This is a genomic window from Salinibacterium sp. SWN248 (genome assembly GCF_015864575.1).
In the GTDB taxonomy this organism is placed as follows: Bacteria; Actinomycetota; Actinomycetes; order Actinomycetales; family Microbacteriaceae; genus Rhodoglobus.
This window is the reverse complement of record NZ_JADYWW010000001.1, coordinates 1275382-1300271: the sequence shown is the minus strand read 5'-3', so window position 1 is coordinate 1300271 and position 24890 is coordinate 1275382. Positions and strand designations below refer to the sequence as shown.

Below are 24890 nucleotides of genomic sequence, written 5' to 3'. Positions count from 1 at the left end.
AGACGTTCAAGAATAGCCGATCGTCTTCGTGCGAACTAGTTACTCTTCTGGGAAGTTTCTGCGAGATCAGTGAACGCCCCAGATTGGGGATGAGACCAGAATGACAGGAGGCCCCCTCACCCCACTAAACTCAGAGGGTTCATTCCGCTGACATCGAGGAGAAATCTTGGCCGCGAACGATACCGATTTCGGCACAGAGATGCGCGGTTACAAGAGGGACGACGTCGACAAACTGATCGGCGAGCTTCGTCGTGAGCTTGTAGCCGCCAAAGCAGATCGCACTTCCTCCACTAAAGAGGTAAAGCGACTCCTGGCCGTCAACGAGGATCTTCAGGCTGAGCTCGACGAATCGGGAAGCCCCACCTACAGCGGACTCGGCTCCAAGCTCGAAAGCATGCTGCGCGTTGCTGAAGAGCACTCCACTCAGCTGATCAGCCAAGCTGACATCGACGCCGAAAAAATGCGCAAGGCCGTGCAGTCAGAAACCGCTACGCTGCGTGCCGACACGGCGACTGAATCCGAACGCATCCTCAACGATGCGAAGAGTGAAGCTGCCGCCCTCGCCAAATCCTCTCGTGCCGAAGCTGACGCTCTCATCAGTCGGGCGAAAGACGAAGCCTCTCAGCTCGTTACCGACGCTGCGCGCGAAGCCGCCACTATTCGCGGTGCTGTAGCGACAGAGGCCGCGGATGCTCGCACCTCAGCCAAGCGAGAATCTGCAGCGCTGCGTGCCGAAACCGAACGCGCCATGACGGAGCTGCGTGCCAGCACCGCAAGCGAAGTGGCTGAAGCCCGCGAAGCCGCAGAGTCCTTGGCTCGCGACGCTGAGCTCGGCCGTGCAACCTTTGAGGCTGAAAACACCAAGCAGCGAGAAGACCTCCACCGCGACATCGAACAAGCACGCACTGATCTTGCTCGCGAGATCGAGACGGCACGCGCCGAGCTCGAGGCTGAAACAGCCACAGCGCGCGAAACGCTCACCAATGAAACAAAGGCAGCTCACACCAAGCTCGCCAACGAAACAAAAGCGGCCCATACCAAGCTCGCCAACGAAACAAAAGCGGCCAAGGCCAAGCATCAGGCTGAGCTCGATGCCGCCTACGCTGCACTCGAAGCGGAAGCAGAAGCCACGCGCACTGCCGCCGCGACCGAAGCAGCGAACACGCTCACTGAACTTGAAAAGACCGTTCTCGCGACGCAGTCATCCCTCGAAGCCGAACTCTCTGAGGCCCGCGAGCTGTGGGAGCACGAAGAGCGCGAAGCCCGTCAGCAACTCGAGAGCGACGTCACCACAACCCGTGCGGGACTCGAAGACGAGGTGTCCACCACGAAGGCTGCTCTTGAACATGAGGTAACGAGCACCAAGGCAGCGCTCGAACAGGAAGTTTCCAGCACCAAGACGGCACTCGAGCAAGAAGTGAAGGTGACCCAAGCCTCACTTGAACAAGAGGTTACGACCACTCGCTCCGAACTCGAAACAGAGGTTGCCACCGCAAAGGCTGCCCTCGACGACGAGGTCACCACGACGCGGGCTGAGCTTGATGCTCACGTCAAGACCACCCGAAAAGAGCTTGCCGCCGATGTCGCCGCTCAGAAGAAGGCGCTCGACAAGGAAGTTACTTCCACCAAGAAGGCACTGGCCAAGGAAGTCTCGACAACACGGGCGGCTTTGGAAAGCGATGTGGAGACCACGCAGGCCGGTCTCGAAGCCGAAATCACGAGTGCTCGCGCCGCCTTCGAACAGGAGAGCACCACCGCTCGTGCCGAGTTCGACGCCGAGACGAGCACCCGTCGCAACGAGCTCGAAGCAGAAATCGCCTCGGCAACGGCGGGCCTCGAAGAAGAAATGGCACGCCGCCACGCAGAGCTGGATGCTGAAATCGACAGCAAGCGCACCGAACTCGAAAGCTACGCGTCAGAGACACGGTCCACGCTCGCTCACGATGTCGAGAAGCAGACCACCGACCTTGAGCGCGACATCGCACGCCAGCGCGCAGAACTAGCCAACGAGGTTGAGTCGACACGGGCCACCATCAAGCATCAGCTTGAGGAGACCCGCACCACGATCGAGCGCGAGGCCGAAGCAGCCCGAATCTCACTTGAGCAGGAAATTGCGGCACGCCGCGATGACGCCGAAAAAGAATTCCTGGCGCAGCACAAAGAGGCAACAGCTCAAACGCAGAACTACCTCGAGGAAGCCCAAGCCCAACTGGCCGAAGCTGTGCGTGAGGCTAACGCTAAACGTAACGAAGCAGAGGAGCTCACCAAGAGCTCGCAAGCCGAAGCCAAAACGTTGCTCGCCGACGCCTCTGGTCGGGCTACCGACGAAGTCGCGGATGCCGAACAGCGCGCCAAGGCGATGCTCGACGACGCCGAGAAGCGCTCCCACGATCTCGTCAGCGAGGCCGAAGACCGCCTCGCGAAGATCAAGGCGGAACGCGAGACAGTTGCCGGATACTTCGAAAACCTTCGCGGAGTTCTGAACCAAGCCGAGGAAGTTAGCTAGTAACAGCCCGCACGGCACCTAGAATTGCGCTCAGCCCGACACAGTTGCGTTAGGCCGAACGGAGCCATGCAATGAAGATCCTCAATCCATTCCGCCTCGGACTACTCGGCGGTCTAGGGGTTCTTGTCGCGGTCGGAATCGGCCAGACGGTGATTTCGCTCGCGACGATCCTGACGTACGTGGGAGCAGCGCTCTTCCTCGCGCTCGGCCTCGACCCTGTCGTCACGTGGCTCGAGACCAAGAAGTTCCCGCGATGGACCGCGATTCTTACCGTGCTGGCTGGCGTGCTTGGGGTTTTCACCGGGCTCATTTTTGCGATCGTTCCCGTTATCGCCGAGCAGGTCAGAAACGCGTCCGAAGCCATTCCGCGACTCGTTACAGCCTTCTTCGATGGAACCGTTCGCGAGAGCGTCGAGACAGCATTCCCGTGGCTCAACGTGCAAGATCTGCTCGACGGCTTCAACGTCTGGATCGCAGACCTCGACTTCACCACGATCGGTGGCGGAGTGTTCGCCGTCGGCATCGGTATCGCCACCGGGATTACCGGCGCCATCATCGTGCTTATCCTCACGATTTACTTCGTATCGTCGCTCAACAACATCAAGGGTGGCCTCTACCAACTCGTGCCTGCGACCAAGCGCGCGAAGTTCATCGACCTCGCCGAACAAGTCAGCGCAGCAGTTGGTCGCTACGTCATCGGTCAGGGCTCACTCGCGCTCGTCAACGGTGTGCTGTCGTTCCTGGTCCTGACTCTGATCTTCCCGGCATTCGGGCTCCCCGTGAAGTACTCAGCACTGCTGGCCTTCATCGCCTTCGTCGGGTCACTCATCCCACTCGTCGGAACACTGAGCGGCTCCATCGTGATCACCCTGCTCGTGCTGCTGTTCAACGGCCCACCCAGCGTGATCGCCGTAGGAATCTACTACCTGATCTACATGCAAGTTGAGGCTTACCTGCTCAACCCGCGCATCATGAACAAAGCCGTCAAGATTCCCGGCGCGCTCGTGGTGATTGCCGCCCTCGCGGGGGGAACGTTACTGGGTATTCTGGGGGCGCTTATCGCAATCCCCGTTGCCGCAGCGATCCTGCTGATTGTTCAGCAAGTTGTCGTGCCGCGCCAAGCAGACCTCTAGCGACGAGGCGTCACAGGGCCGGTGTGGCCTCGGGCGGCCACGTGCGCGGCAACGGCAGCACCACAGGGTTGAGCCGTGCTACGACCTCGGTAAGCACGCGATAGGTTTGCGTCTCCCCCACCCACAGGTGCTTGCCACCCTCGACGGCGACGAATTCCAGTTCAGGCACCGAGGCAAAACGCTGCGCGGCTTCTTCAGGCCGTAAGTAATCATCGAGCTCGGGAATCACCGCAACCAAGCGGCGCTCATTTGCTGCCCACGCGGCTACGTCATCCGCGGTCGCACGATGCAGCGGCGGCGAAAGCAAAATTGCGCCCGTGATCGGATGCTGCAAGCCGTACTTGAGTGTGACCTCTGTGCCAAATGACCACCCAAGCAACCACACGTTGGGAAGCCCGCGTTCACGCACGAAGTCCATTGCCGCCGCGAGGTCGTGCGCTTCAAGCTCGCCCTCACCGAACGAGCCCTCTGATGTTCCGCGAGGAGAGGTAACCCCACGGAAGTTGAAGCGCAGCACAGCGATGTCGGCGAGTGCCGGCAGTCGAGCGGCAGCTTTGCGGATGATGTGCGAGTCCATAAATCCGCCAGCCGTCGGCAAGGGGTGAAGCGTGACGAGCGTCGCTGCGATGTGGCCGGACTCCGGAAGCGACAACTCCCCCACCAGGGTGAAGCCGTCGTCGGTGTGCAGCTCGATATTCTCGCGCACCGCCGGGAGCTCGGTAGCACCCCGAATGGGTTCGCTTGCGGGAGTGTCGTTCACAGCAGTTTCGTTCACAGGGTACGGCTCACAATCTGATCTTCCAGCAGTGCTGATGCCAGTGGCGCCGGGCGGCGAGGTCGTCTGCGGACCCCATGATGCCGTCAGCACGCCACGTAACGGTATGCGCAGTGCCCGAAGTAATCGTTTGCGAGCATCCGGGGCACGTGTAGTTCTTTACGGCGTTAGCGGGCGAGACAGGCTGAACGTTCCATTCGCCGTCACGCTTCATTTCGGTGCGCCGCGAGCCAAACAGTGCCTGCCGGAGGTCACCGTTGTCGTCATCGTCGGGACGACGCCGCCCGCGGGGGCGATTAGAACGAGGCATAGCTCAAGCTTATGCGGTGACGCGAGACGGTCTAGTACCAGCCGTTGGACTCTGAATAAGCCCACGCGCCACACGGAGTTCCGTAACGGCCCTCGATGTAGCTCAAGCCCCACGCAATCTGAGTTGCGGGGTTAGTAGCCCAGTCCGCACCCGCAGTAGCCATCTTGCTGCCGGGAAGCGCCTGCGGGATGCCGTAGGCACCACTCGACGCGTTCTGGGCATACACGTTCCACCCAGATTCGCGGTTCCACAGGCTGACGAGGCAGTTGTACTCCCCCGAGCCCAAACCACGGGCTGTCAGCATGGACAAGGCAACAGCCTGCGCGGTTCCTGGGTCAGGCGTTCCCACTGCCGGCGCTGCGGGAGCGGCGACCACGACAGGCTCAACGACGAGCTCCTTGATCGTGAGTTTGTCGCGCTCGACTTCATTAACGAAGCCTTCGGCAACAGTGATCGATTGCACTTCTGCACGCTGTACGGTACTCAACGGCGCCGGAGCGGCCGAAACAGTGCTCGCCGGCGTCGGAGCAGCCATCATCAACGTAGCGATGAATCCCAAGCTCACTGTCGAAGCGAAAGCAGGCAAGCTCCACGAGACGCGTTTGTGCCGCCCAGAAAGATCCGCGCTCTGACTCTTGGCCTGAGCGCGGAGGATTGCCGCATGAGATTTAATAAACAAAGTACGACGATGCTAACGGACAGACCTGAAAAAACAGAGGGAATTAGCGAACGGCAAGCATGACGTCGATGACAGAGTCGATGAGGTAATCGACCTGCGCTTCGCGATAGCCACCCTTGGCGCTGCGGAAAGCCGCCGTGCGCACGCGATCGATCGTGAGCGGGGCACCGTGCTGGAAGTAGTCGGAAAGCTCCTGAGCAAACGCATCAACGTCTTTGATCGAGTATCCGATGGTGAAAGAACTCGTGCGCGCGAATTTCTTGCCATCGCGTCGTGCCAGACGGTTGAGAATCTCTTGCGCTTCGGAGCGAGCGTTGGCGTACCAGGCGGTCTCCCCCAGATCCGCAATCGCACGATCACGCTCACGAGCGGCGAATGCGTCTTCAAGGCGCTCCAACGCGGAGTCGACGTGTACCGGCGAATATCCACCCTTCTGCATGGCAAAAGCCAGCTTGCGGATGGTGCGAGACGACACGACTGACGAGTCGCCGCGATCGGCGGTGTAGGCACGACGCGCCTCCTCGAGGAAGTCCTCGACCTGGTCGACGTTGTACCCGAGCTTTGACTTTCGGCTACGGGGAAATGTGGTGCTCACGGTTCTATTGTGCCTTACGAGAAGATAAGAAAGAGTGCATAGCCCGCTGCGGCTGACAAAAGCGACGAATCTACGCGATCCAAGAAGCCACCGTGGCCCGGAAGCCACGTACTAATGTCTTTGATCCCGAGGTCACGTTTGATAAGTGACTCCGCTAGATCTCCCATGGTGGCGGTACCCAAGATGACGAGACCAAAGATGAGTCCAACCCACCAGGGCTGATCGATCATGAAGAGGGCAAGCAGAATGCCTGCAGTGATCGCCGCAAGCGCTGCTCCGGCAAACCCTTCCCAGGTTTTGCCGGGGCTGATGGTGGGAGCCATCTTATGTTTGCCAAACGAAAGCCCGCTCGCATACGCCCCGATGTCACTGACAACAACCACGATCAACATTGCAAGCGTCCACCACTGACCACCGTCTTGAGCAGTGAGCAGCACCGTGAAGCTTGCCAAGAACGCGACGTATAACATCACGAAGACGCCGGCGCCGAGGTCGCGCATGATCGACCGCACGGAGCCACGGTGACTCGGCATCACGACTACTTCAACGAGTCGCCACAGCCACACGAACACAATGCCACCGAGCGTGACGAACCACTGGCCTTCAGCCTGCCAATAGAACGACGCCGGAACAACCGCGACTGCCGCGATGACAGCTGCCACTCGCGGAATCTTGAGGCCTGCAAAACGAAGCGCACTGGCGAGCTCGAATGCCGTGAAGGCAACCAGCACGCCGGCAAAGAGCATGTATAGCTCTTTGACAAAGATCAGACTGAACAACAACGCAAGACCCAGCCCCAGCCCCACGGTGAGAGCCATCGCCAAAGGACGCCCTGTGCGGGCGTTAATCTTGTCGTTTGTAGCTCGAACGTGAGCTTCGAATTCGGAGACCATTAGACCTCGAGCAGTTCAGCTTCTTTGCGCTTGAGAGCGTCGTCGATGGTGTCGACGTGAGCCTTCGTGCTCGCTTCTAGTTCTTTCTCGGCGCGCGCGACCTCATCTTCGCCAACCTCGGTGAGCGCCTCAAGGTCGTCTTTCGCCTTGCGGCGCACGTTGCGAAGCGAGACACGAGCCTGCTCAGCCTTGTCACGTACAACCTTGACGAACTCTTTACGGCGGTCTTCCGTCAGTTCCGGCAAAGTGGCGCGGATGACATTGCCATCGTTTCCGACGCTTGCACCGAGGTGGTGAGCGCCTGCGATTGCCTTCTCAATGTCTTTGAGCGCGGACTTGTCGAACGGGGTGATCAGGAGAGTACGAGCCTCTTGGTTCACCATGGACGCAAGCTGCTGTAACGGTGTGGGGGTTCCGTAGTAGTCCACGAGGACCTTCTGGAACAACGCCGGGTTAGCGCGGCCGGTACGAACCGTGCCGAAGTCATCTTTGGCAGCTTCTACTGCCTTGTTCATCTTTTCGCTAGCCTCGGCTAGAACATCACTGATCACGGGGCACTCCTCTGGGTCTCATCCAAGTTTAGCGTGCAGAGGGGTGAACAACTGCGGTGCGGCACTCGGAAATCGTTTAGCTTGGGTGGTGTGGGGGGCGCTAAGCGCTATCCGTGCACGCGAGTGCCGATTTGCTCTCCCACAATGGCGCGCGTGAGGTTGCCGGCAGGCTCCATGCCGAATACGAGCATAGGCATCGCATTGTCCATGCACAGGCTGAAGGCGGTCGAGTCGACGACCTTGAGGCCCTGCACGAGAGCGTCCTGGAAGCTGATTGATTCAAGCTTGCGGGCATCCGGGTTGCTACGGGGGTCAGAATCGTAGACGCCGTCGACACCGTTCTTAGCAACGAGCACTTCTTCAGCACCAATCTCGAGAGCGCGTTGAGCGGCGACAGTATCGGTGGAGAAGTACGGCAAGCCTGCACCGGCACCGAAAATGACGACGCGGCCCTTCTCAAGGTGGCGTTCGGCGCGCAACGGAATGTACGGTTCGGCGACCTGAGTCATCGCGATGGCCGACTGAACGCGGGTAGCGGTACCCGCTTGCTCGAGGAAGTCTTGGAGGGCGAGGGCGTTCATAACGGTGCCCAACATGCCCATGTAGTCAGCGCGACCGCGGTCCATTCCTCGCTGGCTGAGCTCCGCACCACGGAAGAAGTTGCCACCACCGACGACGATGGCGATCTCTACGTCAGCGGCAGCCGCAGCAATCTCTTTGGCCAGGGCCGAGACAACGTCGGGGTTAACACCCAACTGTCCGCCACCGAATGCTTCTCCCGACAGTTTTAGCAGCACTCGGCGTTTGCGTTGAATTGTCATCGTCTTCTTTCCCTAGCGGTTCTCTATTACAGGGTATTGCGTTGCGGAGAGTTCAGCACGGGCGCACAGCACATTCGCCGCAAACACCGTGATGGGCCGCCTGATCCGCGGCGGCACACAACAAAGGCCCGAGGCACTAGCGCCTCGGGCCTTCATCGATATGCGTGTTAGGCGCCTACCTTGAAGCGTGCAAAACCAGTGATGGTGATGCCCGCGTCAGCGGCAACCTTGGCGACCGAAACCTTGTTGTCGCGAGCGTAGTCCTGGTCAAGCAGGGCAACCTGCTTGAAGAACGCACCGAGACGACCTTCAACGATCTTGGGGAGCGCAGCGTCAGGCTTGCCCTCTCCGCGGCTGATTTCTTCAACGATACGACGCTCGTTCTCGACATCATCTGCCGGAACGTCTTCACGCGAAAGGTAGGTCGGAGCAGCGAACGAGATGTGCTGCGCGATTCCGCGAGCGGTCTCTGCATCGTCACCCGTGTACGCGACAACAACGCCGACCTGCGGAGGCAAGTCCTTGTTGGTGCGGTGCATGTAGACCTCGAACGAGTCACCCTCGACCTTGGTCAGGCGACGCAGTTCGAACTTCTCACCGAGAATCGCAGCCTCATCGTTGATGAGCTGTTCGACAGTCGACGACCCAGCGGGGGCTGCGAGGCCCTCTTCTACGGTCGACGCGCCGGACTCAGCAACTGCAGTAGCAACGGCCTCGCCGAGAGCAACGAACTTGTCACCCTTGGCAACGAAGTCGGTCTCGCAGGCGAGCTCGATGATGGTGGTTGATCCGCCAGCGGCTTTCGCGGCGATGAGGCCTTCGCTGGTGGAACGGTCAGAACGCTTTGCGTTGCTCTTGGCACCGCGCAGACGCAGGAGTTCGGTGGCCTTTTCGAGGTCACCGCCTGCCTCAACGAGAGCGTTCTTGGTTTCAACCATGCCGGTGCCGAGGCGCTCGCGCAGGGTCTTGAGGTCTTCGAGGCTGAAGTCTGCCATTGTTCGAATCCTTACTTCTTGTCGTCAGCTGCGTCTGCAGCCTTCGCGGGGGTCTTCTTTGCTGCGGGCTTAGCGGCGGCCTTTTCAGCCTTTTCCTCTGCCTTGGCGGGCTCTTCGGCCTTAGCTTCTTCAGCCTTGGGCTCTTCAGCCTTAGCTTCCTCAGCCTTGGCTTCTTCGGCCTTGGGCTCTTCGGTCTTTGCTGCAGCAGCATCGGCGTCAGCCTGACCAAGAAGCTCAGCTTCCCAAGCAGCCATGGGCTCTACTTCTTTGCCCTCTTCTGGCTTCTGGTGACGCTGGATGAGGCCCTCAGCAGCAGCGTCAGCAACGATGCGCGTGAGCAGACCAACCGAGCGGATGGCGTCGTCGTTACCCGGGATCGGGTACGCAACGTCGTCGGGGTCGCAGTTGGTGTCGAGGATGGCGATAACGGGGATACCAAGCTTGTGAGCCTCGTCAATAGCGAGGTGCTCCTTCTTGGTGTCAACGATCCAGATCGCCGAAGGGGTCTTCGTGAGGTTACGGATACCACCGAGGCTCTTCTGCAGTTTCACAAGCTCGCGCTTCTGAATGAGCAGTTCCTTCTTGGTGAAACCACGAGTGGTGTCGTCGAAGTCGACCTCTTCAAGTTCCTTCATGCGTGCAAGACGCTTGGAAACCGTCTGGAAGTTGGTGAGGAGTCCACCGAGCCAGCGCTGGTTGACGTAGGGCTGGCCTACGCGCAGTGCCTGCTCAGCGATGGTTCCCTGTGCCTGCTTCTTGGTACCGACGAAGAGGATGGTTCCGCCGTGGGCGACCGTCTCCTTGACGTAGTCATAGACAGCGTCGATGTAACCAAGCGACTGCTGCAAGTCGATGATGTGGCTGCCCGAGCGCTCGGTCAGAATAAAGCGCTTCATTTTCGGGTTCCAACGACGAGTCTGGTGTCCGAAGTGTACGCCGCTGTCGAGCAGCTGGCGGATGGTTACGACGGCCATGGCCGTTCTCCTTTTCTGGCTCACTGGCGCACGTGGCGGCAATGGCCTTCTCAGTTAATACTCGCGACCGGTTGGCGCGAATCCTAGTGCCCGGGCATACCTCCGCCCCCAACGCAATGGTGCACGAGAGGGGACTGAGTGGAGATAGCGGCCGTGTGCTGCGGTAGTTGTACTGCAACGGGGCACGCGTAGTCACCGCGAATACACGCGGTGCTGCCAAAATCATACCATCGCTCCCCCACAACAGCATCACAGGGGACAGGTTTCCACTGATGTCTATTTCGGCCGCTATAAGGAAGGTCAGACGAGCACTCTGAATGGATGTTTCGAACCCCTGCATCCATGATTCTTGCGCTCCTCGTGGTGGCGGTCACCGGCGCGAGCGCGCGCGCGACCACGACCACCGAGTGGGATTGGCCAGTGGCGATACCGCATCCGATCATCCGCCCCTATATCGCGCCGGAGACGGAGTATTCGGCGGGACATCGTGGAATCGACATTGGCGCTGGCACCACGACTGAGGTGCGAGCTCCCTCCGCGGGTGTCGTGCACTTCGCGGGAGTCGTTGTAGATCGCCCCGTGCTGTCATTGCGGCACTCTGGCGGGCTCATCACGAGCTACGAGCCCGTCACCACCACGCTGGCCCGCGGTGACTCCGTGCAGCAGGGAGAGGTGATTGGCGAGCTGCAGCCCGGACACTGCTCGGTCACGTGCATCCACTTTGGGGTGCGCCTCGATGGCGAATATGTGTCGCCGCTGAATTACCTCGGCGCAATCCCTCGCGCGATACTGCTGCCGACACGAAAGCCCTAGCCGAGCCCGAGCGCATAGCGCCTACGGGCCCGACTAGGGCGAGCATCCGAGTTGTGCGTTGCCTAAGCGTCGATGCTGTGTTTTGGCGAGTGGTCACCCTCGGCGTGCTTCGGAGCGTGATCTTCAGAGTGAGACGGAGCGTGTTCGCGAACGTGCTCTGCTGCGGCACGCTTCGGGGTGCGCACTTCTGCACCGACCGAGATAACGCGCCCAGGCCACCAGAACTTCTCGCCAAGCATGAACGCAAGCGACGGCACGATCACCGTGCGAACAAGAAGAGTGTCGAGCAGCACACCAATGCAGACGATGATTCCGATCTGCGTGAGCGTGATGAGCGGCAGAACACCCAACACAGCGAACACCGCGGCGAGCAAAATACCCGCGCTCGTGATGACGCCACCGGTCGAGGAGAGCGCGCGAATCATTCCCTGGCGTGTGCCGTGCTCGACCGCTTCTTCTCGAGCCCGCGTGACCAAGAAGATGTTGTAATCCACACCGAGGGCCACGAGGAAGAGGAAGCTAAACAGCACCACATTGGTATCGATCGCCGGGAATCCGAAGACCGACTGGAACAGCAACCAGCTCGCACCCAAGCTCGCAAAGAACGAAGCAAGCACCGTGAGCAGCAACAGAATGGGCGCCACGAGCGAACGCAGCAGGAGAACCAGCACGATGAACACGAGCCCCAGGATGAGCGGGATCACCAGATCTTGGTCATGCTGCTGGGCACGCTGCACGTCGAGAGCCTGCGCATCCAACCCGCCGACGAGCGCATCAGCACCATCGATCGTGGAGAGTTCAGCGCGAAGAGCCTCAATAGCGGCGAACGAGCCCTCAGTTTCGGCCGCGTCATCCAACACCACGCTGATCTGCGTGATGGTGTCGGTGCTTTCACCGATCCGTACAGCGTCGACGCCGTCAACACCCTCGGCAGCCTGGGCCGCTTCCTCGGTGTAGTCAGAATTCACGATGACGGATGCCGGCGAACCACTACCAGCGGGGAAGGCATCAGCAATGAGTTCCTGACCTTGAACCGCTTCGGGAACCTGCGTGAAACTCTCGGTCTGCGAGAGACCGATCTTGATCTGCGGCACACCCAAGGAAAGAGCGCCCAGCACGATCGCACCCAAGATAGCTACGGCAACAGGCTTCTTGGAGACGAGAACGCCCAGCTTGTGCCAGACACCGCGCTCGGCGCTGCCTTCCGTGCCGAACTTGGGGATGTACGGCCAGAAGAGACCACGACCGAACAAGACGAGAGCGGCCGGCAAGACAACGAGCGCGAAGATCATGGCAATAACGACTCCCGTGGCACACGCGATGCCGAGCGCACGGTTGCCCTGCAGCTCCGCGAATACGAGAGTGAGGAGGGCGAGCACCACTGTGCTGCCACTGGCGATGATGGCGGGGCCAGCTCCGCGCAGTGCTCGCGACATCGCCTCGCGACGGTCTTCTTCCAAGCGCAATTCGTCGCGGTATCGAGCGATCAAGAGCAGCGCGTAGTTGGTGCCGGCACCGAAGACCAGTACCGAGAGAATTCCAGTGACCGAGGCATCCAGCTGGATGCCGGCGAGCGTGGCCACCCGGGCCGCGACGATTCCGGCAAGACCGTCAGCGGTACCAACAACGATGAGCGGCACCAGCCACAACCAGGGGCTGCGGTACGTCACGAGCAGGAGCACCGCGACAACAATCACGGTGGTGATGAGAAGGGTGAAGTCTGCGCCTTCAAAGACGGCGGCGATGTCGACTGCGAATCCTTCTGGACCACTCAGGAGAGCGGAAAGCCCGCTCGGAAGGTCAGCGTTGGCTTCGGTGCGAATCTCGTCTGCCCGCTCGGCTTGTTCGCCGGCCTCGGAGAGTGTGTCGAGCGGAACGGTGACGAGCGCTGTGGTGCCGTCGTCGGAGAACGAGGCCGGCGGAACGAATCCTTCAGCAGAGAGGTCGCTGAGCGACGCTGTCGCCGACGTGATCGCCGCGATGTCGTCGTCGGTGAGGTCGGCACCGTCACGGGTGTAGACGAGCAACGCCACGGTGGAATCCGCGCCGGGCAAGTCCTCTGCCGCTGCCGCAGCCTGGGCAGATTCGGCGGAATCCGGCAGGCCGATGCCGGGAAGCGCGCCCTCCTCGTTGCCCGAACCCGCGGCGAAGATCGCTCCGGCCGCAAGAAAAGCGGCAACCAATACGATCCACGAAGTGCGGCGGGCGGTGATGAACGTCCTGAGGCGAGACATCGCTCTCCTTCTGAAGAAAAGTACTTCGATTAACTAGATATTAGACAAGTTAGAAACCTACCGGTAAAGTAGAGACCATGCAACCCACCGAGCCCCCCATGGAGCGACCTCAAGCGCGGCGCCCCACCCAGCTGTTGCGCGACATCCTCGATACGAGTGAAGAGTTCGAACAACACGTGGGCCGCACGCTCTCGGTGAACGCCACCGACCTTGAAGCGATGGAACACCTGATCATGAGCGGCCCCCTGCCGCCCACCGAACTCTCTCGGCGCCTCAACATCTCAACACCTGCCGTCACCGCCGTCATCGACCGCCTTATTGGAGTCGGCCATGTCACGCGCGCCCAGCATCCGACCGATCGCCGCAGCATCGTTGTGGTGCCCAACCCGCGCTCCGTGGAAACCGCGATGGCAACCCTCATGCCGATGATCATGGGCATCGATAGTGTTCTCGACAATTTCGATGACGACGAGAAAGACGTCATTGAGCGCTACCTCGACCAGGTCGTCGCCATCTATCGCGCACAGTTGCCCGAGCCCGCCGACGTTCCCGCCCCCAAGCCGGCCGTTGCACCACCCAAGATCGACCTGCCCGGCCCCCGTCGCACCTCGTGGAAGCCAGAGAATCACATCAGCAACGGGCCGCTTCTTCCCTAACGAGCAGCACACACCGCGCGGATGATCGCTGCCCGCTGGTGATGGTTAAGCGCGCGGATGCGCCGTGCGATAGCTTTCACGCAACCGCTCAGTCGACACGTGCGTGTAGAGCTGGGTAGTGCCGAGGCTCGCATGCCCCAAAAGTTCTTGAACAGCGCGCAAATCAGCGCCGCCATCCAACAAGTGAGTTGCGGCCGTATGTCTCAGCGTATGTGGCCCTGACCCACCCGAACCAGGAACGTCCGCCAACAAATGCGCGATCACTTCATACACCGTGCGCGCACTGACCCGCTTGCCGCGGGCGCCCACGAATAGCGGTGCCGCTCCCCCGTTTTCGGCGGTGAGCTGAGGTCGTCCGCGCTTGAGATAATCAGCGATCGCGTGCTGAGCTGGAATGCCAAAAGGCACCACCCGCTCCTTCGAGCCCTTACCCATGACGCGCACCGTTAGTCGGGAATCATCCACGTCATTCGCACTGAGCCCGACAAGCTCGCTCACCCGCAACGCAGACGCGTAGAGGAGCTCGACAATGGCCCTGTCCCGCAACGCGACGGGATCCGCCGTGGATGCCCGCGCCTCAACACTCTGCAACATCTGAGCCATCTGGTCGCGATTGAGAACCCGGGGCAAGTGCCGCTCGGCCTTGGGGGCCTTGAGGCGAGCCGCGACATCCACTTCGATGACATTGTTCTGAGCCAACCACGCGCTGAACGCTCGCGAAGCAGCAGCCCGACGCGCCAATGTGGCTTTCGCGAGCCCCTCTTGGGATGACTGCCACAACCACTCGCGCAAGAGCTCGAGATCGAGATCAGCGGGCTCTGTCGCCAGACGTTCGGCAGCGAATGTGACGAGGTTGGTGAGATCAGAGCGATACGAACGAACCGTGTGCACGCTGAAGCCGCGGTCTGCCGAGAGGTACTCGACGAACTCATCAACACGACGCGGCAGGCTCACCCCTCTATCGTGCGGCATGCTTCGAACAATACGCCTCGGCACGATAGCGTTTCGGGATGACCACTCAGGCCCCACAACCCCATGCTGGCACTGCGCTCGTCACCGGAGCGACCTCCGGCCTCGGGGCAGAGTTCGCGCACCAACTTGCTGCAGCCGGGTACGACATTGTCTTAGTCGCTCGCGATCGTTCCAGGCTCGACTCTGTCGCGACCGAGTTGCACTCGCGCTACGGCGTCACGACCGAAGTGCTCAGAGCCGACCTCACTAACGTCGACGACCGTGCCCTCGTGGAACAGCGACTGCAAGCGTCGGATGCTCCCATCAGCTACCTGGTTAACAACGCCGGCTATGGCTTGCCGCAAGAATTCGAAACGAACTCCATCGATGATGAGGCGCGCATGCTGGAGATTCTCGCGACCGTCCCGCTGCGCCTCAGCCATGCCGTGCTCAGTGGAATGCTGAGTCGCGGTAGCGGCACCGTGCTCACCGTCGCGAGCATTGCCGGCGGAGCACCGCTCGGTCTCTATAGCGCCGCCAAATCGTGGCCGCTGAGCTTCAGCCGCTGGGCAAATGCCCACTACCGCCACCGTGGGGTGACATTCAGCGCAGTCGCGCCCGGATTCGTGCGCACCGAATTCCACGCTCGTCTTGGCATTGAGCGCGCCGACATGGCGCCGCGATGGATGTGGCTCGATGCTGGATTTGTAGTTCGTTCCGCCCTGCGTGCAGCAGCACGCGGTCGCGCCGTGTCGGTGCCGAGCGTGCGCTACAAACTGGTCTGGGGCCTCATGAAAGTGGCCCAACCAGTGATCATGGTGTTCGTGGCGAGAGCAAGCCGCGCTAGCGACGACAGCACCCTCGGGCGCTAGCGGATTCTAAAACCGCGCGCTTCGACCTCGTCTTTAAGATGATCGCGCATGGCAACTGAAGGCCCGGTGACACCCTCGGGCTTGCTAGTGCGGCGGGCAGTGTGCTCAGCCCAGCCGTATTCCGCATCCGGAATCTGCACGCCCCCACTCGCGACCTGACGCCCGGCATAGAGGCCATTGGCAATCATGACGTCGTCGTAGTCGCTGACGTGCTTCTCGACTTCGGCACCCGAATACTGCTCACGGTGCACGACAGCGTCACTCGACAACCGGGGCTTGCTCCCCCGACGCACACCCGCGCGCGGATAGCCGAGCGTGAGACCGGCAACAGCAAAGACTCCCTGCGGCAGGCCCAGTTCTTCGGCAATGGCCGTAGGGTTGTTGCGCACAGAACCAATCGGCACAGCCCCCAGGCCGAGCGACTCGGCCGCCACCAGTGCGTTCTCTAACGCGAGAGTGGCATCGATGGATGCCGTCAAGAACATCTCGAGGTTGTCGGCGTCGAAGCTGTGCCCCTGACGCTCGGCGAGGTAATGGAAGCGCGATACGTCAGCGCAGAATATGAGCATGACGGGCGCTTCGGCAACGTAACGCTGGTCGCCGACCAGGTGAGCTAGCCGGGCACGACGCTCCGCATCCTCGACGACGATGATGCTGAATGCCTGCAAGTTGGACGACGTAGGAGCACTGCGGGCCGACACCACAATGGCATCAAGGGCTTCCGCCGCAATCGGGGTCGCTTCAAAGCTACGGATGGACTCGTGGCTCGTGAGCACCCGGATCGTGTCCGTAATGAACTCGGGCGAAATCTCCCGCCGCTCTTGTTCGATTCGAGATGCCGGTGCGGTGTGTGTCGAGCCCAAAGTCATAGCTCAATGATTTCACGGTGCACTGGATGCTTCGTGCACGCGCGACGCGGGCGAGAAGCGCGCATCACGCCCGAGCTAGTCGGATGCCGCCACTTCAGCCGCATTGAACGTGGAGTTCTTGGCCGAGAAAGTTTCGAGTCGCTGCTCGGGCGTCATCGATTCGATCTGAGCCCAGGCTTCAGACGAGTGGCCGGTAATCTCGGCGGTGTCACCCACCGGGATGATCGAGTGCACGGTCTGCTTGTCGTAGACATGAACGACGTTAACGGACTGCCCATAGTCGACGCCGGAAAGCAGCCGTTCGTGGGCGCTGAGGTCGAGGGTGTAACACGTTGCGGACGCGACTGAAACGGGGATGCCAGCGAACGTCGAATGCGTCGAATAGTGCAAGTGGCCTGCCAGAATCGCGCGAACGTCGCTGCCCTCAAGGACCTCTGCAAGCCGTTCTTGGCGCTGCAATTCGAGCATCCCCATCGCCTCCAACATCGGAGTTGGGATGGGCGGATGATGCACCGCAAGAAGAGTGCCATGCGGGGCCGGGGTGGCGAGCTCCGCGCGCAGCCATTCCAGCTGTTCGTCGCTAATGTCGCCGTGGTGGTAGCCGGGCACGGTGGTGTCGAACGAGATGATGCGCAACCCGTCGATCATGTACACGCAGTCTTGCGGGGCATCCGACTCTTCGCCAAAAAGGAGTGACGAGTACTGGGCGCGCTCGTCGTGGTTGCCCATGACCCAGATGATCTCGGCGTTCATTCGTTTGGCCGCGGGTTCGACGATGGCGCGCAAGCGCACGTAAGCATCGGGCTCGCCCAAGTCGGCGAGGTCTCCCGTAAACACAATGGCTTGAGGGTGCGCCGTCGAACGCTCAAGCTGGGCCAGCGCCTGCTCGAGGTGATCAATCGTGTTGACCGCACCATAGAGCGGTCGACCGCCCGCGAGCAGATGAGTATCACTGACATGCGCGATGACGTGGCTGGGTGCTGGGTACTGGCCGAGTTGAATCACACGGCAAGCCTAAGCCGCACGGCTGTCATCCACCGCGAATTTATAGATTGTGGTGCGGCGCACTCCCGCGGCAGGCAAGATCACCGAGTCGATGGAGGAGATCATGAAGGCGCGGTACGCCACCAGCGCTGGGCCTATCGTGCAGAGCATCTCGCTACCGCAGTCTTCAGCGATCCCACACCCGCACCCGCACCCGCACCCGTTCGAAAAGTACTCGATTTGTCGCCGCGTGGGGCTCAATGAGGGCAGCGTGCGCTTCCAACACCCCGCGCCGAGGACGGAGAAGTAGCCGCGTCGCTCAACTAGAAATGCCCGCTCCACAACTGTGGGGCGGGCATTTCTTCGCGGTCGCGCTCAACTAGACGCGCGCACGTGGATAACTAGTTGTTCTTAGGGATTACCGGCAGCTGAACTGTTCCGGTACGCACGCTTTCGAGAGTGGTATCGAACTCTTCAGTGATTTTGTCGCTGTTCTTGAAGGTGAGCAGGCTCACGACTACGGCAACGATGATGTTGAGCGCGAAGCCAGGAACGATCTCGTACATCGCGCCCGTCAATACGGGAACGTTGCCCCAGATAACGACGGTGACTGCGCCAGCGATCATTCCAGCAATCGCTCCGACGCTGGTCAGCTTGCGCCAGAAGAGCGACAGGATAACGATCGGTCCGAAGGCGGCACCGAAGCCAGCCCACGCGTAAGCGACGAGGCTCAGGATCGACGAGTCGGGGTCCCACGCGAGGATGATCGCGACGACCGAGACGATCAGTACGCCCATACGACCCAGGATGACCTGAGCCTTGGGTGTTGCTTCCTTCTTGGCGACGATCTTGAAGAGGTCCTCGACCAGTGCCGATGACGACACGATGAGCTGCGACGAAATCGTGCTCATGACGGCGGCGAGTACTGCTGCGAGGACAAGGCCCGCGATCAGCGGGTGGAAGAAGATCTGTGCAAGTTCGAGGAACACGCGCTCAGGATTATCGAGCGTGAGCTCAGGGTGCTGCTGGAAGTACGCAACACCGATGAGGGCGGATGCCATGGCGCCGATAACGGAGATGATCATCCAGCTGATACCGATGCGGCGACCGGCTACGGCGTCTCCAGGAGAGCGAAGCGCCATGAAGCGTACGAGGATGTGTGGCTGGCCGAAGTAACCGAGGCCCCACGCTGCTGCGGAGATCGCGGCGAGCACTGTTCCGCCGGTGAAGAGGCTGAACATATCAATTTCGGTGTTCGCTGCACGGATCGATTCGATCGTGTTGGCGACTCCACCGGTCTGCGTGATGCCGACAATGGGCACTGCGATGAGGGCGAGGAAGATCATGATGCCCTGCACGACGTCGGTGTAGGTGGCGCCGATGAATCCGCCGAAGAGGGTGTAGAGAACGGTTACTCCACCAACAACGAGCATTCCGATCCAGTATTCAGAGCCGAATGCGCTCTGGAAGAAGACGCCACCGGCGACCATTCCGGAGGATACGTAGAAGGTGAAGAAGACGAGGATGATGATTCCAGCAGTGACGCGCAGAACGCGTGACTTGTCGCGGAGACGGTTCTCGAAGAAGCTCGGCAGTGTGATCGAGTTTTTGGAAACCTCGGTGTACGCACGCAGTCGCGGTGCGACAAATTTCCAGTTGAGCCATGCACCGATGGTGAGGCCGATGGCGATCCAGCCCTGGAAGAGGCCACCAAGGTAGAAGGCGCCGGGGAGTCCGAGAAGGAGCCAACCTGACATGTCGGATGCTCCAGCACTCAGCGCCGCGACTCCGGGGCTGAGCTTGCGGCCAGCGAGCATGTAGTCGTCAAGGTTGCTGGTGCGCTTGTACGCCCACCAACCGATCCCAAGCATTGCGGCCAAATAAATGACCATCGCGATAATTTGGAAGAACTGATCGTTCATTTTGTCGCCTTTCCTATACACATCCGTGGGCTAAGCCTGTCTACCCTCGCAGAGATAAGGATTAGTGACAATCTAAAAAGCCCGACATGAAACGTAAAGAAATCTAATGATTACTGCCTCAAACGCAGTGATGTGGCAGAATTCTCATGTTTGCACAGGAGTCTTGCGTGACGTGCGCGACATTCACAGCTTTCACCCCTTGCGCTCACACGGCGCAAACCGTGCTAATTTTTCGCCGGACAGCACCTTTAGCTGGCCGGCGGGTGTGATCGCGACGGCCGACACCCCGGCTCTCTTTCGCAGACAGCCTCTTAGCCGGCATCCAACACCGCATGCGTCCGCAACGCGATGTGCACGTCCAGACTCCGAGGCCCTTCGCCACCCGGGGAGCAACTGATCGAGTCTCGCCATCCTTTGGCGCACGGTGTTTTCGTGAATAGAAAGACTCGAAGCAACGCCGGATACGGAACCCTGAGTGTCGAGATAGCGCAGGGCGGTTTCTAACAAGCGCCGATCTCGAGACGTGCCGCCCATCAGCGGGCCCAGCTGATCGACAACGATCTGCGTGGAGTACTCCCGTCGGTGCAGACTCCGGTGCATATTTTCTCGGGGCGGCACGACGCTATTGGGGATCCTCGGTGGAGCGAAGAAGCTCACCGCCTGATTCCCACCTCGACTTTGACGTATTTCGAAAACAGCGGACACGTCGCCTTCATCGAGAACCGGAGTGAATGGAATGCAACGCTCGTCGACATCCTTGAGGGGCGTGCGCCCGCGGAATCCACGGGAGCTGTAGCGCCGGCACAGTAAGACAGTTGGCTCGGTGCTGGGCTGCGCGGTTACTGCGTAACTCAGCACCGCTAGCCGCGGTTCTTCGCTGCGCGCTTCCACCCGCGCTCCGTTTCGGCGACGCGACCGTCGAGTTCGAGCAACCCGAGTTGGGCGCGAACCGTGGAGATCGCGAGGCCGCTGCGCGCGGCAATGTCATCGGTGGTGCGGGCGCTGCGAGCGCTGAGGGCGTCGAGAAGGCGTGTGGTCTCAGTGTTGGCTGGGCTGCCAGCATCCGAATGCTCACTCGGAATTTGTGTAGTGCCCGCGGAGTCTGTCGCCTCGTCGACCGACAGGAGCGCTTGCTCGAGGGGTGCGAGCTCGGCCATCTGGTCGGGGTTGGTGACGCACACGGCGTCGTAGTCACGGATGAGGCGGTGGCAGCCTGCTGAGGCAGCGCTGGTCACCGGGCCGGGCACTGCACCGAGCGGGCGTCCGAGGGCAGCGGCGTGACCTGCCGTGTTGAGCGACCCCGAACGCCAGCCCGCCTCAAGAACGACCGTCGCCAGGCTTGCCGCAGCGATTAATCTGTTGCGCTGCAGGAATCTCCACTTGGTGGGTGGTGAGCCGCACGGCAACTCCGAGATGACGACGCCGTTTTCGACGATGCGACCGAGGAGCGCGTCGTGGCCGCTCGGATAGAAACGGTCTACTCCCCCAGCGAGGAAGGCGACAGTGAGTCCTTGGCTGGCGAGAGCAGCGCGGTGGGCCATGCCGTCGATTCCGTAGGCGGCACCAGACACGATCGTGTAGCCACGATCGACGAGACCGGCGGAAGCTTCCATCGTGATGTGCTCGCCATAGCCGGTTGCCGCACGAGCGCCGACGAGGGCGATGCCGCGATCGATTCCGGCAAGAGCTTCGTCGGTTCCGCGAACCCAGAGCGCCGAGGGCGCGTGCCAGTCGAGATCGTTGAGGCGCGACGGCCACAGGGGGTCGTGGGGCGTGAGCAGGCGTGCGCCAAAGCGGGCGGCCTGCCGCAGAGCGATGAGCGCGGTGTTGGACTTGAGCCGCGGCATCCAGCGCTCGATTGCTTGAGCCATGTCGCCATCAGCCACCGCGTCACCGCCCGTTGACAGCGCGCCAGCGAAGCGTTCTGGTTCCCAGCGTTCGACAACGCCGGCGAGTGCTCGCACGGCGCCGAGATGCTGAATGGCGCGACCAGCAAGACGATCGCCGGGTTCCGCAAGGCCACTCCACGTTGCACGCGCGAAGCGTTCTTCGATCGCGTCGCGGTCGAGATCATCACCGCCGCCAACGCTGACTGCCTTCACAAGGGTGGCGACTTCTGATTCTTTGAGTCCAAATATGCTCACTGTGACATGGCCTTTCTGAGATAGAGCGCTTGCCCGACGTGGGTGTCGTCGGGCCGGGAATCGTCGGCGAGGTCAGCGAGCGACCAGGCGACGCGGAGCACACGGTCATACCCGCGCATCGTGATGCCGCCGCGTTCAAGAGCGCGGTCAAGCCCCGCCGTGACCTTGGGCGCTAGCCGCAGCTCGCGACCGCGTAGATACGAGCCCGGCACGTGAGAGTTGAGCCGCCACGGCGTGGTCTCAAGGCGAGCGGCCGCACGCTGACGGGCCGCTGTGACGCGGGCGCGGGCATCCGCCGTCGAAAGAGACGGTCGCTCGCCCGCTAACCGCAGTTGAGCGCTCGTGATGCGCTCGACGCGAAATTGAATGTCGATGCGATCGAGTAGCGGACCCGACAGGCGTGCGAGGTAGCGCCGCCGACTATTGGGCGGGCAGGTGCACTCACTATCGCGGGCGCCCCACTGCCCACAGGGGCAGGGGTTGGCCGCCATCACGAGCTGAAAACGGCCAGGAAAGTGAGCAATCGCATTCGCCCGATGGATGCTGATAACCCCCGATTCAAGCGGTTGCCGAAGTGCGTCCAGCGCTGCCGGCGCAAACTCGGGTGCTTCGTCGAGAAAGAGCACTCCGTCGGAGGCTCGGGCGGCAGCACCCGGACGTATCTGCGAGCTGCCGCCTCCCACGAGCGCCGCGGCCGTCGCCGTGTGATGGGGCGCTTCGAGGGGTGGCCGGGTGGTGAGACTGCTGCCCACCGGCAACCCGGCCAACGAACGAATGGAGGAGACTTCGAGAGCTGCTTGGGGATCGAGGTCGGGCAGCAGCCCAGGAAGTCGAGCCGCGAGCATTGTTTTGCCCGCACCGGGAGGGCCAAGCAAGAACACGTGGTGGCCACCCGCTGCAGCGACGAGCATTGCGTCGATAGCATCGCTACTGCCGATCATGTCGGCAAGATCGCCACCGGTATCGGGGGCCGCCTCGGGGGCCGGTCGCGTGATCACCTCAACGGGTTCAGTCTCGAATTCTCCGCCATGCCAAATGGCGGCATCCCGCAGTGAGGGCACCGCGATCACGCGCATGTCGGGCACGAGCGATGCCTCGTCAGCGTTGCCGCTCGGCACCATCACTGTCGTGAATCCGGCCCGCGATGCGGCGAGCACTGCGGGAAGCACACCGTTCACCGGACGCAAGCGCCCGTCGAGCCCGAGCTCTCCGATATGGAGCACCCGGTCGATCGATTCTGCAGAGATGGTTCCGGACGCGGCGAGCGCCGCGACGGCTATGCCTAGGTCGAAACCGGAGCCGTGTTTGGGTAGCGCTGCTGGCGACAAGTTGACGGTGATTTTGCGGTTCGGCAGCCCGCATCCGGAGTTCGTTGCTGCGGCCCGCACGCGGTCTTTCGCTTCGCCCAACGCAGTATCGGGCAAGCCGATGAGCACGAACCCGGGAAGGTTGTTGGAGAGGTCGGCTTCGATCTCCACGATGGCGCCTTCGAGGCCGAGTAGGGAGACGGCATAGGTTCTGCCGATCATGAGATGCACTTCAGGTGCTCGATCTCGACAGTTCCACGCGAGGGCACAATTACCGCAACGGCATCAATGCGCACGGAAGAACCAGATCCGGGGTGATCGTCACACCAAGCCGCAGCGAGCCGTCGCAAACGTGCAAGTTTCGTGGCAGTGATCGACTCAAATGGATGCCCAAACAGCACGCTCGAACGAGTCTTGACCTCGACGAACACGAGCTCGTCGCGCTCCCGCGCCACAATGTCGAGTTCGCCCTGTGAGCACCGCCAATTGCGATCAAGGATCTCGAGCCCTGACCTGATGAGGTGGTCGGCCGCGAGGGTCTCGCCGTGCGCGCCTAGTTCGTCTTTTGCTGCCATGGCTCAAGAGTCGCGCCTGGGCACAACTGAGAACGTGGCGCGGCACGATGTGGGAGAAGACTCGCCCACGCACCCCGATGGGGAGGACTAGTGATCTAGCCGGTCGTACCGCCCGCTTCAAACACCGAGACGCTGAACCACACACCGTCGTCGACGGTAACCCTGAGCTTCAGAGTGGACGGGTCAACGTCGAACGGCTCCGTAATGCTGGTTGCTGCCGCAGTTCCGCGCTCGCTCGCACAGTCGTTTGCCTGCACTCCGTCCACAACTTCTCCGTCGGACACGAGAAAGAGTTCAAACTCCGATGTCCGGTCGCAGCCGATGGCGAGAAAGAGCTGATCAACCGAGTCGCTGAGCGGCGGGAGCGAATACTCGTGGGCACCCACGTCTACCTGCTCAAAGAGAATTGCGTCGCTGAAACCTGATCGCTGCATGCCGGGGTCCGCGCTCAAGAACGACATCCTCGATTCGCCTGCATCACCCGAAGCCCCCGAAGACTCCGATACTTGTGGCTCCGCCGACACGCACCCGGAAAGTCCGAGAACAACCGCGACACCGACAAGAGCGACTCCACAAATACGCATAGTCGATTTCTAACACTCAGCCGAGCATCCGCCTAGCGAATCTAACGAATTGTCACGAAACCTTTTTCGGGCGCACAGGGTGCAGAGCACAGACCGCGGGGCGCAGCTACGCGAATAACCCGGCGATCAAGCTGCCCGCCAGCACGACCATGACCGCCGCAATGAGGATGTCGAGCACCCGCCACGCCATCGGCTTAGCGAAGAGGGGTCGCAGATAGCGACTGCCGTAGCCGATCGCCGTGAACCAGATCACGCTGCCGAGGCACGCCCCGAGCGCGAACCACCAGCGGTCGTCGCCATAGGTTCCGCCGATGGAGCCGAGCAACAGCACGGTGTCGATGTACACGTGCGGGTTGAGCCAGGTGAGCGCGAGCGCTGTGGAGAGGGCTGCAGCGAGAGTCATCCCCGTTCCGGATGCTGTTGCGGTGAGTGCTTGCGGACGGGTTGCCCGACGAAGCGACAAGAACGCGTAGACGAGTAAAAAGAGTGCGCCGCCGACGCGGGCGACGATCAAGAGCCAACCCGCTTGCTCGATGAGCGCCCCGAGGCCAGCAACACCGGCGGTAATCAACACGATGTCGGAGAGCATGCACACGAGCACCACTGCGGTGACGTGTTCCCGCCGCAGCCCTTGCCGCAGGACGAACGCGTTTTGGGCGCCGATGGCAATAATCAGCGAGAGCCCAAAGCCGAGCCCGGCGACGACGACGGCAAAGATCGAGAGCATGAGATGACTCTAGGGGCAGA

General features: G+C 61.3%; 27 protein-coding genes. 6 read left to right on the top strand and 21 right to left on the bottom strand.

Features of this window, described 5'->3' with window-relative positions; all coding sequences use genetic code 11:
• Positions 1-166: 166 nt before the first annotated feature.
• Together I6E73_RS06190 and I6E73_RS06185 are read left to right on the top strand one after the other, a co-directional pair.
• Positions 167-2506, top strand: a complete 2340-nt coding sequence (locus I6E73_RS06190; RefSeq protein WP_197123899.1) for a hypothetical protein — start codon at positions 167-169, stop codon at positions 2504-2506.
• A 71-nt stretch (positions 2507-2577) separates the two neighbouring features.
• Positions 2578-3639 carry an AI-2E family transporter gene (locus I6E73_RS06185; protein WP_197106027.1) on the top strand — a complete coding sequence of 354 codons (1062 nt, stop codon included), beginning with the start codon at positions 2578-2580 and terminating at the stop codon, positions 3637-3639.
• A 10-nt stretch (positions 3640-3649) separates the two neighbouring features.
• On the opposite strand, the gene I6E73_RS06180 is transcribed toward I6E73_RS06185, so the two are convergent.
• From I6E73_RS06180 to rpsB, 9 genes are all read right to left on the bottom strand, one after another.
• Positions 3650-4414, bottom strand: a complete 765-nt coding sequence (locus tag I6E73_RS06180; protein WP_307783838.1) for an alpha/beta fold hydrolase — start codon at positions 4412-4414, stop codon at positions 3650-3652.
• A gap of 10 nt (positions 4415-4424) precedes the next feature.
• Entirely contained in the window at positions 4425-4724 is a 300-nt protein-coding gene (locus I6E73_RS06175) for a hypothetical protein (RefSeq protein ID WP_197106028.1), read from the bottom strand.
• 31 nt (positions 4725-4755) lie between these two features.
• A complete protein-coding gene (locus I6E73_RS06170; protein WP_307784236.1) occupies positions 4756-5289 on the bottom strand; it encodes a lytic transglycosylase domain-containing protein in 534 nt (177 codons plus the stop codon).
• A 157-nt stretch (positions 5290-5446) separates the two neighbouring features.
• Positions 5447-5998 carry a DivIVA domain-containing protein gene (locus I6E73_RS06165; RefSeq protein ID WP_197123897.1) on the bottom strand — a complete coding sequence of 184 codons (552 nt, stop codon included), beginning with the start codon at positions 5996-5998 and terminating at the stop codon, positions 5447-5449.
• Between the two features lie 14 nt (positions 5999-6012).
• Positions 6013-6891, bottom strand: a complete 879-nt coding sequence (locus I6E73_RS06160; protein WP_197109713.1) for a phosphatidate cytidylyltransferase — start codon at positions 6889-6891, stop codon at positions 6013-6015.
• The gene (gene frr, locus I6E73_RS06155; protein WP_197106031.1) at positions 6891-7442 is read right to left on the bottom strand and encodes a ribosome recycling factor; all 552 of its coding nucleotides are present in this window, start codon (positions 7440-7442) and stop codon (positions 6891-6893) included. The genes I6E73_RS06160 and frr overlap by 1 nt, the downstream gene beginning before the upstream one ends.
• Positions 7443-7549: 107 nt before the next feature.
• A complete protein-coding gene (gene pyrH / locus I6E73_RS06150; protein WP_197106032.1) occupies positions 7550-8263 on the bottom strand; it encodes a UMP kinase in 714 nt (237 codons plus the stop codon).
• Positions 8264-8430: 167 nt separating this feature from the next.
• The gene (gene tsf, locus I6E73_RS06145; RefSeq protein WP_197106033.1) at positions 8431-9258 is read right to left on the bottom strand and encodes a translation elongation factor Ts; all 828 of its coding nucleotides are present in this window, start codon (positions 9256-9258) and stop codon (positions 8431-8433) included.
• An 11-nt stretch (positions 9259-9269) separates the two neighbouring features.
• Positions 9270-10232 carry a 30S ribosomal protein S2 gene (gene rpsB / locus I6E73_RS06140; RefSeq protein WP_197123895.1) on the bottom strand — a complete coding sequence of 321 codons (963 nt, stop codon included), beginning with the start codon at positions 10230-10232 and terminating at the stop codon, positions 9270-9272.
• A gap of 321 nt (positions 10233-10553) precedes the next feature.
• Here rpsB and I6E73_RS06135 point away from each other — a divergent pair, with 321 nt between their 5' ends.
• Positions 10554-11045, top strand: coding sequence for a M23 family metallopeptidase (locus tag I6E73_RS06135; protein ID WP_197123893.1), 492 nt, complete (start codon positions 10554-10556; stop codon positions 11043-11045).
• A gap of 62 nt (positions 11046-11107) precedes the next feature.
• On the opposite strand, the gene I6E73_RS06130 is transcribed toward I6E73_RS06135, so the two are convergent.
• Positions 11108-13279, bottom strand: coding sequence for an MMPL family transporter (locus tag I6E73_RS06130; RefSeq protein WP_231600575.1), 2172 nt, complete (start codon positions 13277-13279; stop codon positions 11108-11110).
• A gap of 77 nt (positions 13280-13356) precedes the next feature.
• On the opposite strand from I6E73_RS06130, the gene I6E73_RS06125 reads away from it, so the two are divergent.
• On the top strand, positions 13357-13935 hold the full coding sequence (locus tag I6E73_RS06125; RefSeq protein ID WP_197123891.1) for a MarR family winged helix-turn-helix transcriptional regulator: 579 nt from the start codon (positions 13357-13359) through the stop codon (positions 13933-13935).
• Between the two features lie 45 nt (positions 13936-13980).
• On the opposite strand, the gene I6E73_RS06120 is transcribed toward I6E73_RS06125, so the two are convergent.
• On the bottom strand, positions 13981-14907 hold the full coding sequence (locus I6E73_RS06120; RefSeq protein WP_197123889.1) for a tyrosine recombinase XerC: 927 nt from the start codon (positions 14905-14907) through the stop codon (positions 13981-13983).
• Positions 14908-14945: 38 nt separating this feature from the next.
• On the opposite strand from I6E73_RS06120, the gene I6E73_RS06115 reads away from it, so the two are divergent.
• Entirely contained in the window at positions 14946-15758 is an 813-nt protein-coding gene (locus I6E73_RS06115; RefSeq protein ID WP_197123887.1) for an SDR family oxidoreductase, read from the top strand.
• Here the strand turns inward: I6E73_RS06115 and I6E73_RS06110 are convergent.
• The 5 genes from I6E73_RS06110 to I6E73_RS14965 all read right to left on the bottom strand — a co-directional run bounded on the left by I6E73_RS06110 (position 15755) and on the right by I6E73_RS14965 (position 20067).
• Positions 15755-16627, bottom strand: a complete 873-nt coding sequence (locus I6E73_RS06110; protein WP_197123885.1) for an NADPH-dependent oxidoreductase — start codon at positions 16625-16627, stop codon at positions 15755-15757. The two genes, I6E73_RS06115 and I6E73_RS06110, sit on opposite strands and share 4 nt — an antisense overlap.
• Positions 16628-16702: 75 nt before the next feature.
• Complete coding sequence (locus I6E73_RS06105) at positions 16703-17632, bottom strand: phosphodiesterase (RefSeq protein ID WP_197123883.1); 930 nt, start codon at positions 17630-17632, stop codon at positions 16703-16705.
• 9 nt (positions 17633-17641) lie between these two features.
• Positions 17642-17782: a hypothetical protein gene (locus I6E73_RS06100; RefSeq protein ID WP_197123881.1), complete on the bottom strand. Its 141-nt coding sequence runs from the start codon at positions 17780-17782 to the stop codon at positions 17642-17644.
• Positions 17783-18012: 230 nt separating this feature from the next.
• The gene (gene putP, locus I6E73_RS06095) at positions 18013-19533 is read right to left on the bottom strand and encodes a sodium/proline symporter PutP (RefSeq protein ID WP_197123880.1); all 1521 of its coding nucleotides are present in this window, start codon (positions 19531-19533) and stop codon (positions 18013-18015) included.
• 192 nt (positions 19534-19725) lie between these two features.
• Positions 19726-20067, bottom strand: a complete 342-nt coding sequence (locus I6E73_RS14965; protein WP_374189165.1) for a helix-turn-helix domain-containing protein — start codon at positions 20065-20067, stop codon at positions 19726-19728.
• A 48-nt stretch (positions 20068-20115) separates the two neighbouring features.
• Between I6E73_RS14965 and I6E73_RS14590 the strand changes: the two genes are divergently transcribed.
• A complete protein-coding gene (locus I6E73_RS14590; RefSeq protein ID WP_231600574.1) occupies positions 20116-20343 on the top strand; it encodes an alpha/beta fold hydrolase in 228 nt (75 codons plus the stop codon).
• A 50-nt stretch (positions 20344-20393) separates the two neighbouring features.
• Here I6E73_RS14590 and dprA read toward each other — a convergent pair whose 3' ends face one another.
• The 5 genes from dprA to I6E73_RS06065 form a co-directional block, all read right to left on the bottom strand.
• Positions 20394-21677, bottom strand: a complete 1284-nt coding sequence (dprA, locus tag I6E73_RS06085) for a DNA-processing protein DprA (RefSeq protein ID WP_197123876.1) — start codon at positions 21675-21677, stop codon at positions 20394-20396.
• The gene (locus I6E73_RS06080; RefSeq protein WP_197123872.1) at positions 21674-23206 is read right to left on the bottom strand and encodes a YifB family Mg chelatase-like AAA ATPase; all 1533 of its coding nucleotides are present in this window, start codon (positions 23204-23206) and stop codon (positions 21674-21676) included. Before I6E73_RS06080 ends, dprA begins: the two co-directional genes overlap by 4 nt.
• Positions 23203-23559, bottom strand: coding sequence for a YraN family protein (locus I6E73_RS06075; RefSeq protein WP_197123870.1), 357 nt, complete (start codon positions 23557-23559; stop codon positions 23203-23205). Before I6E73_RS06075 ends, I6E73_RS06080 begins: the two co-directional genes overlap by 4 nt.
• A 95-nt stretch (positions 23560-23654) precedes the next feature.
• On the bottom strand, positions 23655-24143 hold the full coding sequence (locus tag I6E73_RS06070) for a hypothetical protein (protein ID WP_197123868.1): 489 nt from the start codon (positions 24141-24143) through the stop codon (positions 23655-23657).
• A 106-nt stretch (positions 24144-24249) separates the two neighbouring features.
• Entirely contained in the window at positions 24250-24870 is a 621-nt protein-coding gene (locus tag I6E73_RS06065; RefSeq protein ID WP_197123866.1) for a LysE/ArgO family amino acid transporter, read from the bottom strand.
• Positions 24871-24890: the final 20 nt, after the last annotated feature.

What these genes read in the sequence shown, in the direction of transcription:
- I6E73_RS06185 (WP_197106027.1), top strand. Translation starts at nt 2,578, where the DNA reads ATGAAGATCCTCAATCCATTCCGCCTCGGACTACTCGGCGGTCTAGGG.
- I6E73_RS06175 (WP_197106028.1), bottom strand. Translation starts at nt 4,724, where the DNA reads ATGCCTCGTTCTAATCGCCCCCGCGGGCGGCGTCGTCCCGACGATGAC.
- I6E73_RS06160 (WP_197109713.1), bottom strand. Translation starts at nt 6,891, where the DNA reads ATGGTCTCCGAATTCGAAGCTCACGTTCGAGCTACAAACGACAAGATT.
- pyrH (WP_197106032.1), bottom strand. Translation starts at nt 8,263, where the DNA reads ATGACAATTCAACGCAAACGCCGAGTGCTGCTAAAACTGTCGGGAGAA.
- tsf (WP_197106033.1), bottom strand. Translation starts at nt 9,258, where the DNA reads ATGGCAGACTTCAGCCTCGAAGACCTCAAGACCCTGCGCGAGCGCCTC.
- rpsB (WP_197123895.1), bottom strand. Translation starts at nt 10,232, where the DNA reads ATGGCCGTCGTAACCATCCGCCAGCTGCTCGACAGCGGCGTACACTTC.
- I6E73_RS06135 (WP_197123893.1), top strand. Translation starts at nt 10,554, where the DNA reads ATGTTTCGAACCCCTGCATCCATGATTCTTGCGCTCCTCGTGGTGGCG.
- I6E73_RS06130 (WP_231600575.1), bottom strand. Translation starts at nt 13,279, where the DNA reads ATGTCTCGCCTCAGGACGTTCATCACCGCCCGCCGCACTTCGTGGATC.
- I6E73_RS06125 (WP_197123891.1), top strand. Translation starts at nt 13,357, where the DNA reads ATGCAACCCACCGAGCCCCCCATGGAGCGACCTCAAGCGCGGCGCCCC.
- I6E73_RS06120 (WP_197123889.1), bottom strand. Translation starts at nt 14,907, where the DNA reads ATGCCGCACGATAGAGGGGTGAGCCTGCCGCGTCGTGTTGATGAGTTC.
- I6E73_RS06115 (WP_197123887.1), top strand. Translation starts at nt 14,946, where the DNA reads ATGACCACTCAGGCCCCACAACCCCATGCTGGCACTGCGCTCGTCACC.
- I6E73_RS06110 (WP_197123885.1), bottom strand. Translation starts at nt 16,627, where the DNA reads ATGACTTTGGGCTCGACACACACCGCACCGGCATCTCGAATCGAACAA.
- I6E73_RS06100 (WP_197123881.1), bottom strand. Translation starts at nt 17,782, where the DNA reads ATGCTCTGCACGATAGGCCCAGCGCTGGTGGCGTACCGCGCCTTCATG.
- putP (WP_197123880.1), bottom strand. Translation starts at nt 19,533, where the DNA reads ATGAACGATCAGTTCTTCCAAATTATCGCGATGGTCATTTATTTGGCC.
- I6E73_RS14965 (WP_374189165.1), bottom strand. Translation starts at nt 20,067, where the DNA reads ATGGGCGGCACGTCTCGAGATCGGCGCTTGTTAGAAACCGCCCTGCGC.
- I6E73_RS06080 (WP_197123872.1), bottom strand. Translation starts at nt 23,206, where the DNA reads ATGATCGGCAGAACCTATGCCGTCTCCCTACTCGGCCTCGAAGGCGCC.
- I6E73_RS06075 (WP_197123870.1), bottom strand. Translation starts at nt 23,559, where the DNA reads ATGGCAGCAAAAGACGAACTAGGCGCGCACGGCGAGACCCTCGCGGCC.
- I6E73_RS06070 (WP_197123868.1), bottom strand. Translation starts at nt 24,143, where the DNA reads ATGCGTATTTGTGGAGTCGCTCTTGTCGGTGTCGCGGTTGTTCTCGGA.
- I6E73_RS06065 (WP_197123866.1), bottom strand. Translation starts at nt 24,870, where the DNA reads ATGCTCTCGATCTTTGCCGTCGTCGTCGCCGGGCTCGGCTTTGGGCTC.